Origin of the sequence: Micromonospora sp. LOL_024 (genome assembly GCF_048060415.1) — a bacterium.
Classification (GTDB): Bacteria; Actinomycetota; Actinomycetes; order Mycobacteriales; family Micromonosporaceae; genus Micromonospora.
The window spans coordinates 75,485-88,085 of record NZ_JBHMIS010000001.1 but is presented as its reverse complement, the minus strand read 5'-3'; the positions used below and the strand labels follow the sequence as shown (position 1 = coordinate 88,085).

Genomic DNA, 12,601 nt, shown 5'->3' with positions numbered 1-12,601 from the left:
TGCTTCTCTGCTCGGGTGGCCGGGGCGGGACGAGTGGTTCCGGCTACTTCGTCCGTACCGGCAACCCGGTCGGTCCCACGCCCTTGAGCGAACCCGTGACGCTGCGATCGCTGAGCCACAGGTAGCAACGCACGCCCCGATCGCCGACCCGCCATCGACCGGCGCTGGGCGGGCGTACCACCACGTCACTGCGGAAGACCAGATCGCCGTCGTCGGGCAGGCCGGCCCACCGGGCGAGGACCGACCGACAGCCGGCGTAGAAGGGCGCCCACTGTGCGGTACGCGTCGGGTACGGCCGGTCCGGTGCCGGCCAGACGCCGACGAACTCCGCGTCGTGGCGCTCGGCACACTCCACCGGCACCAGGCTCTGCACCACTGTGTCCCGACCGGTACGGACCCGCTGGCAGCCCAGCCGCAACGCCGACGCGGACCGCAGCGTGTCGCGCAGGGATCCGGTACGCAGCACCACGGCGGCCCCCGACTCCACCGTGTCGACCTCCATCAGGTCGCAGCGGTACCACCGCGATCCGGCCACCCAGCCCGGCCCGGACGGCACCGCGACGGCCAACCGGAGCCGCCCGGCCCGCCAGTTGTCGCCAACGTATCCGTGGGCCCGGTTGTCACAGTCGGCGAAGGCGGTGCGCATCTCGGTCGACGTGGTTGACGGTGGCCCGCTCACCGCACCGGGAAAGACGCCCACATGCACGGCCTCCACCCGGTGCGGCGCGGCACAGTCCACCGGCTCGTACGCCCCGAGAGACACCGCCTCGACGAAGGCGGGCTCGTGGCAGACCCCGGCCGCCGGGATGAAGGGGCCGGGCGGCGGCATGGCCTTCCAGTCGTCGACCAGGTCACCGTCCAGCCTGGCGGGCGCCGCGCAGCCCGCGAGCAGCACCGCCATGGCGGAGGCCGCTACCAGGGTCCTCGTCGCACGCTTCATGGCGCCGCCTCCCCCAGTCAGCGGCCGTCTTCCGACGGCACCCCCAGGGTAACCAGAAATGACCTTCCGGTGACAGACCGGAATCACGGCCGCCCGTCGCGGCTGGCTGACGGCCCGGCCGCCCTTCCTTACACCGAGAGCGGGTTGGGGATGGGGGTGCCGGCGGTGCCGGAGGCGGCGGTCGACGGGTCGGCACCCAGGTCGATCACCTTGTTCTCGGCGTCGACGTGCACCACCCGCGGGCGGTGGCCGCGGGCCTCGGTGTCGTCCATCTGCCCGTACGAGATCAAAATCACCAGGTCTCCCGGCTGCACCAGGCGGGCGGCGGCGCCGTTGATGCCGATCACACCGCTGCCCCGCCGACCCGGAATCACGTACGTCTCCAGCCGGGCGCCGTTGGTGATGTCCACGATCGCGACCTGCTCGCCGGGCAGCAGGTCTGCCGCGTCGAGCAGATCCTCGTCGACAGTCACCGAGCCGACGTAGTGCAGGTCTGCCTGGGTCACCGTGGCTCGATGGATCTTGGACTTCAGCATCGTGCGGAACATCGGGTCGCCTTTCGCGGGTCGGGTCGGATGCGGTTCAGCAGGGCGGATCGAGCCTGAGGGGGGCGTTGTCGACCAGGCGGATACCACCCACCCAGGCGGCGACGAGCAGCCGGGCCGGGCCGCGAACCGGTCCCGGCTCCAGATCGGGATCGGTGAGCACCAGGTAGTCGAGCCGCGCACCGGACCCGCCGGCACCGAAGGCGGCGTGCGCGGCGGTCAGCACGGCCGCGGCATCCCGGCCGGCCTCGGCGGCGTCCGCACCCGCCCGCAGCGCCCGGGACAGGCTCAGCCCCACCTGCCGCTCAGCGCTCGAGAGGTAGCGGTTCCGGCTGGACAGCGCCAGGCCGTCCGGCTGCCGGACGGTGGGCACCCCGACCACTTCGACTGAGATGTCCAGATCCAGGCACATTCGCCGGACCAGGGTCACCTGCTGATAGTCCTTCTCACCGAAGAAGGTCAGATCCGCCCGGGTGAGTTGCAGCAGCTTCAGCACCACGGTGAGCACGCCGTGGAAAAAACCAGGCCGGCTGAGCCCCTCCAGGTCCTCGCCGAGCGGGCCCGGGTTGACCCGCACCGCCGGCTCGCCTCCGGGGTACATGTCCGCGACCGAGGGGGCGAAGACCAGGTCGGCGCCGGCCCGCCGACACACTGCAAGATCGGATTCGAGGGTACGCGGGTAGCGGTCGAAGTCCTCGTTCGGCCCAAACTGCAACGGGTTCACGAAGATCGTCACAATCACGTGGTCGGCGCGCTCCCGGGCGGCCCGCAACAGCGTCTCGTGGCCCTCGTGCAGGGCGCCCATGGTCATCACCACCCCGACCGTCCCGCTGAGCGCGGCCCGTGCCCGAGCCAACTCGGCCCGGGTGTGCAGCAGCCCCGTCACGTGATCCACCTGGCTCGACTCCCCGGTCCCGCCCGCCGTCACGCCGCCACCTCGGTCTGGGCCACCTCGGTCTGGGCACCGCCCAGCACACCGAACAGGGACTGCGCGTCGACGGCACGCAACCGGCCGGCGGCCACGGCCCGGTCGGCGGTGCGTCGGGCCAGGGCCAGGTAGGCGGCGACAGACTCGGGCGAGGTGGCCGCGAGCCGGGAGAGATGCCGCTGCACGGTGCCCGCGTCGCCCCGGGAGACCGGGCCGGTCAGCGCGTCGTCGCCGAGACGCAGCGCGTTCTCCAGGGCGGCGTGCAGCAGCGGAGCAAGCACCTTCTCGGGCTGACCCACCCCGGCGTCGCGCAGCCGATCGGCCGCCTCGTTGACCAGGGTCACCAGGTGGTTGGCACCGTGCGCCAACGCCGCGTGATAAAGCGGCCGGGCATCCTCGGAGATCCACTCGGGTACGCCGCCGAGGTCGGTGACCAGCCGGGCGGCCAGCGGGCGCAGTTCGGCCGGCGCGGTCACGCCGTACGAGATGCCCGGCAGCCGATCGAGGTCGTCGGGCGTACCGGCGAACGTCATCGCGGGATGCAGCGCCAGCGGCCGGACGCCCACGGCCGCTGCCGGGGCCAGCACCGCCATGCCGTGTGCCCCGGAGGTGTGCGCGACCACCTGGCCGGGGCGCAGTGCGCCGCCAGCGGCCAAGTTGGCGACCACCCCGGCGAGCGCGTCGTCGGGCACGGCGATCAGCAGCAGGTCGATGGCGGCCCGGGCGACCGAGGCGGCTGGGCGGCGGGGGACGGTGGGCAGCAGCAGCGCCAGACGGGCCTGCGACGCCCCGGAATGCCCGGTGGCGGCGACCACCCGATGGCCGGCGGCGGTCAGCGCGGCGCCCAGGGCGGCGCCGACCCGGCCGGCGCCGATGACGCCGACGGTCAGCACGGCTGGGGTGGCGGCCCGGGTCGGTGCCATGGGCGCGGAGCGCCGACGAGCGGTCGAGCGGGTGCGCAGCGGTGCGCTCATGTCACGATCCAGTCCTCGAGGTGGGTACCGGTCGAGGGCAAGTATGCGTCGCTGACACGGACCTGAAACAAGGATGTGTGAAATCGTTCACCGACGTGCGAGGAGGTCCGGCGATGTGGATGCGGTGGCGGGACGCGATGCAGTCGGCGCTCTACGGAGCCGAGGGCTTCTTCGTCTCCGGAAGAGGGCCGGCGGCGCACTTCCGCACCAGCGTGCACGCCTCGCCGATCTTCGCCTCGGCCCTGCTCCAGTTGATCCACCACCTCGACGCCGCCCTCGACTTCCCCGATCGGTTCGACGTGGTGGATGTGGGAGCCGGGCGGGGTGAACTGCTCCGCGCTCTCTCGGTGGGGGTAAACGGGGAGCCCGCCCACTCCGGGCAGTCAGGCTTGATCCCTGCGCGGCCGAACAACCCGGAAACCCCGACCACCACAGCCGCCGTCCATACCGTGCCGGATGCCTCCGGGCCATGGTCCTCCGATCCGTCGCCCGCCGTGCCGGTGCCGCTGGCCCGGCGGGTACGGTTCACCGCCGTCGAACTCGCCCCACGCCCCGACGACCTCCCTCAACAGATCATCTGGACGAACGCCATTCCCGCCGACCTCACCGGCCTGCTCCTGGCCACCGAATGGCTCGACAACGTCCCCCTCGACCTGGCCACCCGGACCGAGGACCGCTGGCACCACCTCCTGGTCGACCCCGCCACCGGCCACGAGACGACAGGCGAACCAGTCAGCCACGAAGACGCCGCCTGGCTACAAACCTGGTGGCTCCGGCCGAGGGAGGGTGGCCCGGCCCACCCGCCACCGACCGTGCCGGACGGCCAGAGACCGACCAGGTCAGATTTCCGGGCAGCCCCCACGGACCCCACCCCCACGGATCACTCCCCCACGGCGGAGCGCGCGGAGATCGGACGGACCAGGGACGAGGCCTGGGCCGACGCCGTGGGCCACGTCGACCGAGGGCTCGCGTTGGCCGTGGACTACGGGCATCTGCTTGGCGAACGGCCACCCGACGGGACGCTGACCGGGTACCGGGGCGGGCGGCAGGTGCGACCGGTGCCGGACGGCTCCTGCGACGTGACCGCGCACGTCGCCATCGACGCGGTCGCCTCCGCCGGTGCGCGGGTCGCCCGGTGCGCGTACTCCCTGGGATCGCAGCGGGACGGGCTGCGGGCGCTCGGGGCCGACAGCCGACGGCCACCGCTGAGCATGGCCGCCGGCGACCCGACCGGATACGTGCGCGCGCTGGCCGAGGCGTCGGCGGCGGCTGAGCTGACGGACCCGGCCGGCCTCGGCGGGCACTGGTGGCTCTGGCAGGCGGTCGGCCTGCCCGTCGAAGAACTCCTGGTCCGCGACACCCCCCCGGCAGGTCGATCCGGACCAGGATCCTGACCGGACCGGAGACCGGGCGCCCACCGCCGGAACCGGACGTTCATGGCACGATGGCGGGCATGACCACGGGCGACCTGCGCGAGCTGACCGTCGGCACCGGCGCCGGGCTGGTGGCGGGCGACGGCGGAGAGCAACTCGGCACGGACATGGTGCTCAACATCGGGCCGCAGCACCCCTCCACGCACGGTGTGCTGCGGCTCAAGCTCGTCCTCGACGGCGAACGGGTACTCGCCGCCGAACCAATCATCGGTTACATGCACCGCGGTGCGGAAAAGTTGTTCGAGGTACGCGACTACCGGCAGATCATCGTGCTGGCCAACCGGCACGACTGGCTCTCGGCCTTCGCCAACGAGCTTGGCGTGGTGCTCGCGGTGGAACGGCTGATGGGCATGGAGGTACCGGAGCGGGCCACCTGGTTGCGGATGGCCCTCGCCGAGCTGAACCGGGTGCTCAACCACCTGATGTTCCTCGGCTCGTACCCGCTGGAGATCGGCGCGATCACCCCGATGTTCTACGCCTTCCGGGAGCGCGAGACGTTGCAGGCGGTGATGGAGGAGGTCTCCGGCGGCCGGATCCACTACATGTTCAACCGGGTCGGTGGGCTCAAGGAGGAGGTACCGGCCGGCTGGACCGGGCGGGCCCGGTCCGCCATCGCGGAGGTGCGCCGCCGGATGCCCGACCTGGACAACCTGATCCGGCGCAACGAGATCTTCCTGGCCCGCACCGTGGGTGTGGGGGTGCTCTCCGCGGCCGACGCTGCCGCGTTCGGCGCGTCCGGGCCGGTCGCCCGCGCCTCCGGGCTGGACCTGGACCTCCGCCGCGACGATCCGTACCTGGCCTACGACCAGCTCGACGTTCCGGTGGTCACCCGGAGCACCGGCGACTGCCACGCCCGCTTCGAGGTGCTGCTCGATCAGGTGTACGCCTCACTCGATCTGTCCGAGCAGTGCCTGGACCGGGTCGACCGGCTGACCGGGCCGATCAACACCCGGTTGCCGAAGGTACTCAAGGCCCCCGAGGGGCACACCTATGCCTGGACGGAGAACCCGCTCGGCATCAACGGCTACTACCTGGTGTCCCGGGGCGAGAAGACACCATGGCGGCTCAAGCTACGAACCGCCTCGTACGCGAACGTGCAGGCGCTAGCCACCCTGCTACCCGGCTGTCTGGTGCCGGACCTGATCGCCATCCTCGGCTCGATGTTCTTCGTGGTCGGCGACATCGACAAGTGATCCGGAGCGGCCCGCCGGCCGCAACTGTCGCGGCGTCCCGCCGGTATTCCGACCGGGTCGGCCAGGTCAACGCCAGCGGTTGGCGCCGCCGTCGCGGACCGGGTACCCGTAGTCAGGCTCCTCGGCCTGGTGTCGCCGACCGTACGGCTCCGGATCCGATCGCTGTCCGCGGACCGGCTCAGCCTGGTACCCGCGAGCGGGCTGCTGGTAGCCGCGCGCCGCCTCCTGCTGGTAGCCGCCGGCCGGTGGCTGCTCGTACCCGTGCTGGCGGTCCGGGCGCCACTCCGCAGGCACCGGCACCCCTCCGGCCGGTAGCGCCGGAGCGCTTTCCGGCTCGCGCCAGGCGTCCCGCCGCGCCTCGTGCCCGTCGCCACCTCGGTGCCCGTCGCGGCGCACACTGGCCCAGCGATCCGCCACCCGGTACTCGGTGCCGCCGGGTTCGGCGTGCAACTCGGCGCGACGCTCGCCGACCCGCAGTTCACGGCCCTGCTCGTCGTCCCGCACCGCTGCCCAGCGGTCGCCGGCGCGCAGCTGTGCCCAGTACTGGCCGGTGTCATCGACCCGGTGCGCGCGGCCGGCCGGAGCCGCGTCGGCGGTTACCTCCCACTGCGGCGCACCACCGTCCCAGCCCGGGTCGTCGCGGGGCGCGCCCCAGTCATTCTCCTCCCGGCTCACCAACGGCTCGTCGTAGTGGACGGCACGCGGGGCGGACCAGTCGTCACGCTCACCGGAGAACTGCCGCTCGTCTCTCGGTTGAGGCCAGGAGCCTTCCTCCCCACGCGGCGGACCGGCCCAGCCGCGCTCGTCGTGCTGAACCGGACCGGCCCAGCCGCGCTCGTCGTGCCGGCGGGATCCGTCGCCCTCGTCTGACCAGGACCGGTCATCGCGGTCCTGCCCATGACCGCCCTGCGGCTGCTCCTCCGGCCACGCGGCCGGGTAACCGCCGTAGCGGTTGCCGGACTCGCCCACACCACCGCCAAGGACGGTGTGCCGCGTGGTGACGTGCACGGTCTCGGTGTGCCGGACCATCCCCAGCGGGCGCTGCCCCGGATCGCCGGGACGGGCGTCCTGCTCTGGACGGGCTGCCGAACCGTAGACCCCGGCGGAACCGCTTGCCGGGCGGTCTCCCCCGTGCCCCGGCGCGCGGTCCGCACCGTACCCGTGCGCCCGGTCCGCCGCGTACCCGCCCTCCGGCAAACGCCCTGGCGGCTGCCCCGCGCCGTACACACCGGCCTGGCTGGCGGGGGGCTCGGCGTGGCTGGCCTCCGGCTCCGGCACGCGGGCCCGGCCCGGGCCGGGCGGCTCCCCGGCCCCGGTCGACCTGGAGCCGCCGGTGTCGACTCGCCGCCGCAGCCCGGCCAACACCGCCTGCGCCCGCTGGACCTCGTCGAGCGCCTGATTACCACGCTGGGCGGCAGCCACGATCTCACCGCGCAATTCCCGCCGCAGCTCGTCGATCTCCTCCCGCAGCACCTCGGCGTGGGCCTGACCACCACCTTCGGTGCGCAAGGTGATGGAGAGCCCGATCAGCACCACCGCCAGGATGGCCAGCACAGCGGCGAAGCGCAGCGGTCCGTTACCGTCGGCGACCAGCAGTATCAGCGCCGCGACCGGGGCCAGAGCGGCCCCTCCCCAGAAGAGCACGACGAGCAGCTGGGGCTGGCGCGAATCGGCGGTGACCGGGACGGGCATGGGTCCGCAGCCTACCGAGAGTTGTGTCACGTGGGAACGGCTCGGCGGCGGCGGGAGTCGGCGGGTAACAACGCGGCGCCCCGGCCAGCTCTGCCGGAGCGCCGCGGTTGTTCGGGCGACTCAGCCCTGTGCGTACGCCGCGTCGGTGGAGAAGACCAGGCCAACGCTGATCGTGCCGCTGCGCAGACCGGTCTTGGTCAGCGGCCCGCCCCCGTCCAGCGAGGAGAACGAGCCCACCGCCAACCCGTAGGTCTGCTCCAGCCCGGGCTTGCAGAACGGACGTTCCTGACACTCCGGCGGGCCACCCAGCACCGTCGCCGATCCAGAGCACCTCTCGGCCAACTCCGACAGGGTCCGCACGCCGTACTTCTCGGAGAACTTCCTGGTGACGGCGAAGGCGTTCTGGGTCTGGGCGGCGGCCGGTGCGCCGAAGCTCAGCCCCACCTTGTCGCCCAGACCGCGCAACGCGGTCACGGTCTCGTTGACGTCCGGCGAGGAGACCGGCTGCGCTCCGCTGTCCGCCTTGCCGTTGAGGAACTCGGCCATGGTGGCCGCGTACTCCGGAACAACCTGGATCTCGCCCTTCTCCAGCGCCGGCTCGTACAGCTCGCGGTTGCCGATTTGCTGCACGGTGACCTGGTAGCCGGCGGCGGTCAGCTGGATCTTGTACAGCTCGGCGATGATCTCGCTCTCGGTGAAGTTGCCCGCCCCCACCGTGATCCGCCCGCCAGCCCCCTGCTCGACGCCGTCGGTGAGGCCGTTGGCGTCGGCGAACTCCTGCGCTGCGACCTGCGCGCTCTTGCGGTCGACGTCGACCGCCTTGTTCAGCAGTACCAGCTTCGGAGTGTCGAGCACGGCCGAGACCTTGTCGAGCGCCGCGACCAGCTGAGGCGTCGCCGCCTCCCTGTTGATCGCCGGGATGATGTTGTCGGCGTTCTGGAGGGACTTGTCGTCTTCGAGCGCGACCAACTGCTCACCGGCCACCGGTGCACAGCCCTCGCCCGACGCTGCCTGCTGGGGCGCTTCGGTGCCGGAGGAGCCGGCATCGCCGCAACCGGTCAGCACCGTCGCTGCGGCGATGGCCCCTACGAAGGCAATGGACAGTCTTTTACCTGGGCGCATGAGCCCGCCTTCCGTGTCCCGGCGCGACCCGTCCCGGGCCGGCCGCGTGTCCGACGGGCGATCCGCCTTCCGGCCGCCCGCGATGTCCACCCAACATCCTGACCCGGGCCACCGACAACTCAACGAGGCATTCGTCACCGGAACGTCACCAACCGTCCGCGCCGCACCGTACCGGTGGCGGCCCACCCGGCTCAGGAGCCGGTGACCGCGTCCGCCGCACGTCGCCCGGCCCGCCGCCGGGCCCGGCGCAACGGACGGGGGGTAACCAGGCGCTCGACCAACGCGAACAGCAGTTCGGCGGTAAGTGCGAGACCGGCGACCAGCAGGCCGCCGGCAAGGATCTGGCCGCCGCCGACCGCGATGCTGAGGCCGAAGCCAAAGCGGATGATCTCGCCGAGCCCACCACCGTTGACGAAGGTCGCCAGCGCCGCCGTGGCGACCACCTGGACCGCAGCGGTCCGGAAGCCGGCCGCGAGGTAGGGCACCGCCAGAGGCAGCTCCACCCGGCGCAGCACCTGCATCCCGGTCATGCCCATGCCGCGAGCCGCCTCCCGGGTCTGCGGGTCGACCTGCCGCACCCCGGTGTACGCGTTGGCCAACAGCGGCGGCACCGCGAACACCGCAAGGGCGATCACCACCGCCGGCCGGCCGAACCCGAGGAAGGTCAGCGGCAGGATGGTCAGGAGGGCCAGCGTGGGCACCGCCAGGGTGAGATTGGAGACGAGCACCACCAGCCCGCCCCCACGGCCGGCGTGGCCCAGCCAGAGCCCGAGCGGCCAGGCCACCAGGCAGCCCAGCAGCACCGCGACGGCCGACATGCTGATGTGCTCGCCGAGCCGGTCCAGGACGCCGCCGGGGTTAGTCCAGTTCAGCGGGTCGTTGAGCCAGACCACCGCCTGCTCCACCGGGTTCATCGCGGCCTCCGCCGGGTCGTGCCCCGCCGACCACCTGCGCTGGCGCTCATCCGGTCCGTCCGCGCAGCCACGGCGTGAGCAGCCAACCGGCCCCGATCAGGAGCAGGTCGAGCACCAGGGCCAGCAGGACGCAGAGCAGGGTCCCGGTCATGATCTGGGCCTTGTAGAGGTTGTTCTGGAAGCCGGCGAAGATGATCTGCCCGAGCCCGCCACGACCGATCACCACGCCGACGGTGACCAGGGCCACCGTGGAGACCGAGGCCAGCCGCAGACCAGTGAGGATGCCGGGCACGGCCAGCGGCAGCTCGACCCGGAGCAGCCGCCCCCAGCGGCCGTACCCCATCCCCTCCGCCGCCTCGCGGACCTCCGCCGGCACCTGATTGAGCCCGGCGACGGTGTTGCGGACGATCACCAGCAGCGCGTACAGCACCACAACGGACAGCACGGTGGCCACGCCGATGCCGAGATAGGGCGCGACGAACGCGAACAGGGCCAGGGAGGGAACCGTGTAGAGCACCCCGGTGAGTGCGAGAATCGGGCCGGTGAGCGGCCGGTACCAGTACGCCAACACCGCCAGCGGGACTGCGATCAGCGCGGCGATCAGCACCGCCCGGACGGTCAGCGTGGTGTGGTCGCGCAGGGCGGCGAGCACCGTGTCAGAGTTGTCCCGCACGTACTGCCAGGAGAACCACGGGTTTCCCGGGTCGGCCCGGTAGCTCAGGCGGAAGGACACACGTGGACGTTACTCCGGTCGCGGACGGCGGTCAGCGCGCGGCGTCGATCACTCTCGACGGCATCGGCAAGCGTTACCCGGACGGCACCGAGGCGGTCCGCGCACTCAGCCTCCACGTCGAGGCGGGCGAACTGGTCGTGCTCATCGGCCCTTCCGGCTGCGGCAAGTCGACCGTCCTACGGATGATCAACCGCCTGATCGAGCCCACCGCCGGCCGGATCCTGCTCGGCGAGGACGACGTCACCAGGGTCGACCCGGTGCGGCTGCGGCGGCAGATCGGTTACGTCATCCAGAACGTCGGGCTCTTCCCCCACCAGACCGTGGCCGCAAACGTCGCCACCGTGCCGCGGCTGCTCGGCTGGTCCAGTGACCGCGCCCGAGGCCGCGTGGCGGAGCTGCTGGAGCTGGTCGGCCTGGATCCGGCGCAGTTCGGCCGGCGCTACCCGCACGAACTCTCCGGCGGCCAGCGACAGCGGGTCGGTGTGGCGCGGGCGCTCGCAGCCGACCCGGTGGTGCTGCTGATGGACGAGCCGTTCTCCGCCGTCGACCCGATTGTGCGCACCCGGCTACAGGAGGAGTTCCTGCGGCTGCAGGCCGAGGTACGCAAGACCATCGTCCTGGTCACTCACGACCTCGACGAGGCCGTCCGGCTCGGCGATCGGATCGCGGTGCTCTCCGAGGGCGGCCAGCTGGAGCAGTACGACCATCCGGCTGCACTGCTCGGCGACCCGGCAACCCCGTTCGTCCGCGAGTTCGTCGGTGTCGACCGGGGCATCCGCCGGCTGGCGGTCACCCCGGTCACCCGGGAGGTGCTCGATCCGCTGCCCGCCGACGGTGGCGCGGAGCTGCCGGCGGTGCCGCTGGGCGGCTCGGCGTACGACGCGCTGGCCGTGCTGCTCACCTCGGCCGGCGGGCAGGCCGTGGTGACCGAGGACGGCCGTCCGGTCGGAATGCTCAGCCGGGAGCGCATCCTGGCACTGGCCGAGTCGGCCGGCTGAACGGGGGTGTCGCCGCTGCGCACCTTGCCTCCGGGCAGCCAGCGCAGTGGCGGCGGGTCCGCCAGCAGGGCTCGCCCCGATCGGGCCTCCCGTGCTGGCGGACCGACCGGGACGCCACGGCGGATGGTCGATCGCCCCGAGGGCCCACCCCGCAGCTTTCATCGCCGGGTCGGCCACGCCGTCAGCGCCGTCCCCGGTAGCCGCCCAGCGTGGCGATGCCGATGATCCAGCCGGTGAAGAGCCCGTACTCGGCACCGTCGCCAGCGGCCTGGAAGGCGCCCAGCAGTGACGGGTCGGTCCGGATCAGCGTGGTGAGCAGGGCCGCGAAGGCACCCGCGAAGACGTACGCTGCCCAGCCGGCGAAGAACTGGCTCAGAGTGCCCCGGGCGCGGGCCAGCTGGGAGCCGGGAAGCAGGTAGAGGAACACGAGGGTGAGGACGACCACGAGGATCGCTTTCAGGTCGTCGGCGAAGATCTCCTGGATCGAGTCGGAGGAGTCGAATCGCCAGGCTGGCCAGGCGAGCAGGCGCAGGAACCACCCGCCGGCGCTGTCCGGGGCGGTGTTGTCCCGGGCCCAGTCGACGTACCAGGGACTGCCGAAGACCAGGACGAGCAGGAGCGCGGCGAGTGTGCCGGCAGCCGGTGCGGACTTGTATCGATTGGTGAGAGCCATGGCCCCGCTAGTTCCCAGCGGATCGACGTGAGCAAACGCGGAGCCTGATTTATGGTGGTACGCCGGGCTCGACCGGTCGCTGCCGTGTCAGTGCATCATCAGGTAATGCTTGTCAGTGCTTCATCAGATAGTCGATGAAGGCGGCACGCAGCAGCGGCGCGGACTCCTCGTAGCCGTGACCGGTCATCTCGCGCCAGAGGGCAGCCGCCTCGTCGATGGTCGGCCCCACCGAGTTCGGAGCCCCGTCCAGCGCGGCGGCCTCGTCCGCATTCGGCAGGTGCCGCAGCACCGACCAGAAGAAACTGATGTCCCGGCGCTCCCGGGCCAGCGCGAACGCCTGCACGCGCAGATCCTCCGTGGAGAGTGCGTCCAACTCCTCGAACGACCGGCTGCCGGCGGTCGATGATGTGTCGGTCATGGGCCGAGCCTAACCTCCGAGATCACATCTGGCGCGTC

The 12,601-nt window shown here is 72.1% G+C and carries 13 protein-coding genes; 3 read left to right on the top strand and 10 right to left on the bottom strand.

Translation table 11 applies throughout. The features are described 5' to 3' along the window. Positions 1-43: 43 nt before the first annotated feature. From ACFHWY_RS00400 to ACFHWY_RS00385, 4 genes are all read right to left on the bottom strand, one after another. Positions 44-940 (bottom strand): septum formation family protein, encoded by an 897-nt coding sequence (locus ACFHWY_RS00400; RefSeq protein ID WP_416578052.1) that lies wholly within the window; start codon positions 938-940, stop codon positions 44-46. A 128-nt stretch (positions 941-1,068) separates the two neighbouring features. Next, positions 1,069-1,488 carry an aspartate 1-decarboxylase gene (gene panD / locus ACFHWY_RS00395; protein WP_416578051.1) on the bottom strand — a complete coding sequence of 140 codons (420 nt, stop codon included), beginning with the start codon at positions 1,486-1,488 and terminating at the stop codon, positions 1,069-1,071. 34 nt (positions 1,489-1,522) lie between these two features. Further along, positions 1,523-2,371, bottom strand: a complete 849-nt coding sequence (gene panC / locus ACFHWY_RS00390; protein WP_416578639.1) for a pantoate--beta-alanine ligase — start codon at positions 2,369-2,371, stop codon at positions 1,523-1,525. A gap of 38 nt (positions 2,372-2,409) precedes the next feature. Beyond that, the gene (locus tag ACFHWY_RS00385) at positions 2,410-3,387 is read right to left on the bottom strand and encodes a Rossmann-like and DUF2520 domain-containing protein (protein ID WP_416578050.1); all 978 of its coding nucleotides are present in this window, start codon (positions 3,385-3,387) and stop codon (positions 2,410-2,412) included. A 113-nt stretch (positions 3,388-3,500) separates the two neighbouring features. Here ACFHWY_RS00385 and ACFHWY_RS00380 point away from each other — a divergent pair, with 113 nt between their 5' ends. Together ACFHWY_RS00380 and ACFHWY_RS00375 are read left to right on the top strand one after the other, a co-directional pair. Next, the gene (locus tag ACFHWY_RS00380; RefSeq protein WP_416578049.1) at positions 3,501-4,781 is read left to right on the top strand and encodes an SAM-dependent methyltransferase; all 1,281 of its coding nucleotides are present in this window, start codon (positions 3,501-3,503) and stop codon (positions 4,779-4,781) included. 50 nt (positions 4,782-4,831) lie between these two features. Continuing rightward, positions 4,832-6,013 (top strand): NADH-quinone oxidoreductase subunit D, encoded by a 1,182-nt coding sequence (locus tag ACFHWY_RS00375; protein WP_416578048.1) that lies wholly within the window; start codon positions 4,832-4,834, stop codon positions 6,011-6,013. Positions 6,014-6,079: 66 nt separating this feature from the next. Here the strand turns inward: ACFHWY_RS00375 and ACFHWY_RS00370 are convergent, their stop codons facing one another. The 4 genes from ACFHWY_RS00370 to ACFHWY_RS00355 all read right to left on the bottom strand — a co-directional run bounded on the left by ACFHWY_RS00370 (position 6,080) and on the right by ACFHWY_RS00355 (position 10,474). Continuing rightward, positions 6,080-7,705: a hypothetical protein gene (locus ACFHWY_RS00370; protein ID WP_416578047.1), complete on the bottom strand. Its 1,626-nt coding sequence runs from the start codon at positions 7,703-7,705 to the stop codon at positions 6,080-6,082. A gap of 120 nt (positions 7,706-7,825) precedes the next feature. Next, on the bottom strand, positions 7,826-8,827 hold the full coding sequence (locus ACFHWY_RS00365; RefSeq protein ID WP_416578046.1) for a glycine betaine ABC transporter substrate-binding protein: 1,002 nt from the start codon (positions 8,825-8,827) through the stop codon (positions 7,826-7,828). 191 nt (positions 8,828-9,018) lie between these two features. After that, positions 9,019-9,741, bottom strand: coding sequence for an ABC transporter permease (locus tag ACFHWY_RS00360; RefSeq protein WP_416578045.1), 723 nt, complete (start codon positions 9,739-9,741; stop codon positions 9,019-9,021). A gap of 46 nt (positions 9,742-9,787) precedes the next feature. Next, positions 9,788-10,474 carry an ABC transporter permease gene (locus ACFHWY_RS00355; protein WP_416578044.1) on the bottom strand — a complete coding sequence of 229 codons (687 nt, stop codon included), beginning with the start codon at positions 10,472-10,474 and terminating at the stop codon, positions 9,788-9,790. Between the two features lie 2 nt (positions 10,475-10,476). Between ACFHWY_RS00355 and ACFHWY_RS00350 the strand changes: the two genes are divergently transcribed. Next, positions 10,477-11,472, top strand: a complete 996-nt coding sequence (locus ACFHWY_RS00350; protein ID WP_416578043.1) for an ABC transporter ATP-binding protein — start codon at positions 10,477-10,479, stop codon at positions 11,470-11,472. Between the two features lie 181 nt (positions 11,473-11,653). Here ACFHWY_RS00350 and ACFHWY_RS00345 read toward each other — a convergent pair whose 3' ends face one another. Next, positions 11,654-12,145: a hypothetical protein gene (locus tag ACFHWY_RS00345; protein WP_416578042.1), complete on the bottom strand. Its 492-nt coding sequence runs from the start codon at positions 12,143-12,145 to the stop codon at positions 11,654-11,656. A gap of 112 nt (positions 12,146-12,257) precedes the next feature. After that, complete coding sequence (locus ACFHWY_RS00340) at positions 12,258-12,563, bottom strand: hypothetical protein (protein WP_416578041.1); 306 nt, start codon at positions 12,561-12,563, stop codon at positions 12,258-12,260. Positions 12,564-12,601 lie beyond the last annotated feature (38 nt).

What these genes read in the sequence shown, in the direction of transcription:
- ACFHWY_RS00400 (WP_416578052.1), bottom strand. Translation starts at nt 940, where the DNA reads ATGAAGCGTGCGACGAGGACCCTGGTAGCGGCCTCCGCCATGGCGGTG.
- panD (WP_416578051.1), bottom strand. Translation starts at nt 1,488, where the DNA reads ATGTTCCGCACGATGCTGAAGTCCAAGATCCATCGAGCCACGGTGACC.
- ACFHWY_RS00385 (WP_416578050.1), bottom strand. Translation starts at nt 3,387, where the DNA reads ATGAGCGCACCGCTGCGCACCCGCTCGACCGCTCGTCGGCGCTCCGCG.
- ACFHWY_RS00380 (WP_416578049.1), top strand. Translation starts at nt 3,501, where the DNA reads ATGTGGATGCGGTGGCGGGACGCGATGCAGTCGGCGCTCTACGGAGCC.
- ACFHWY_RS00375 (WP_416578048.1), top strand. Translation starts at nt 4,832, where the DNA reads ATGGCGGGCATGACCACGGGCGACCTGCGCGAGCTGACCGTCGGCACC.
- ACFHWY_RS00370 (WP_416578047.1), bottom strand. Translation starts at nt 7,705, where the DNA reads ATGCCCGTCCCGGTCACCGCCGATTCGCGCCAGCCCCAGCTGCTCGTC.
- ACFHWY_RS00365 (WP_416578046.1), bottom strand. Translation starts at nt 8,827, where the DNA reads ATGCGCCCAGGTAAAAGACTGTCCATTGCCTTCGTAGGGGCCATCGCC.
- ACFHWY_RS00360 (WP_416578045.1), bottom strand. Translation starts at nt 9,741, where the DNA reads ATGAACCCGGTGGAGCAGGCGGTGGTCTGGCTCAACGACCCGCTGAAC.
- ACFHWY_RS00345 (WP_416578042.1), bottom strand. Translation starts at nt 12,145, where the DNA reads ATGGCTCTCACCAATCGATACAAGTCCGCACCGGCTGCCGGCACACTC.
- ACFHWY_RS00340 (WP_416578041.1), bottom strand. Translation starts at nt 12,563, where the DNA reads ATGACCGACACATCATCGACCGCCGGCAGCCGGTCGTTCGAGGAGTTG.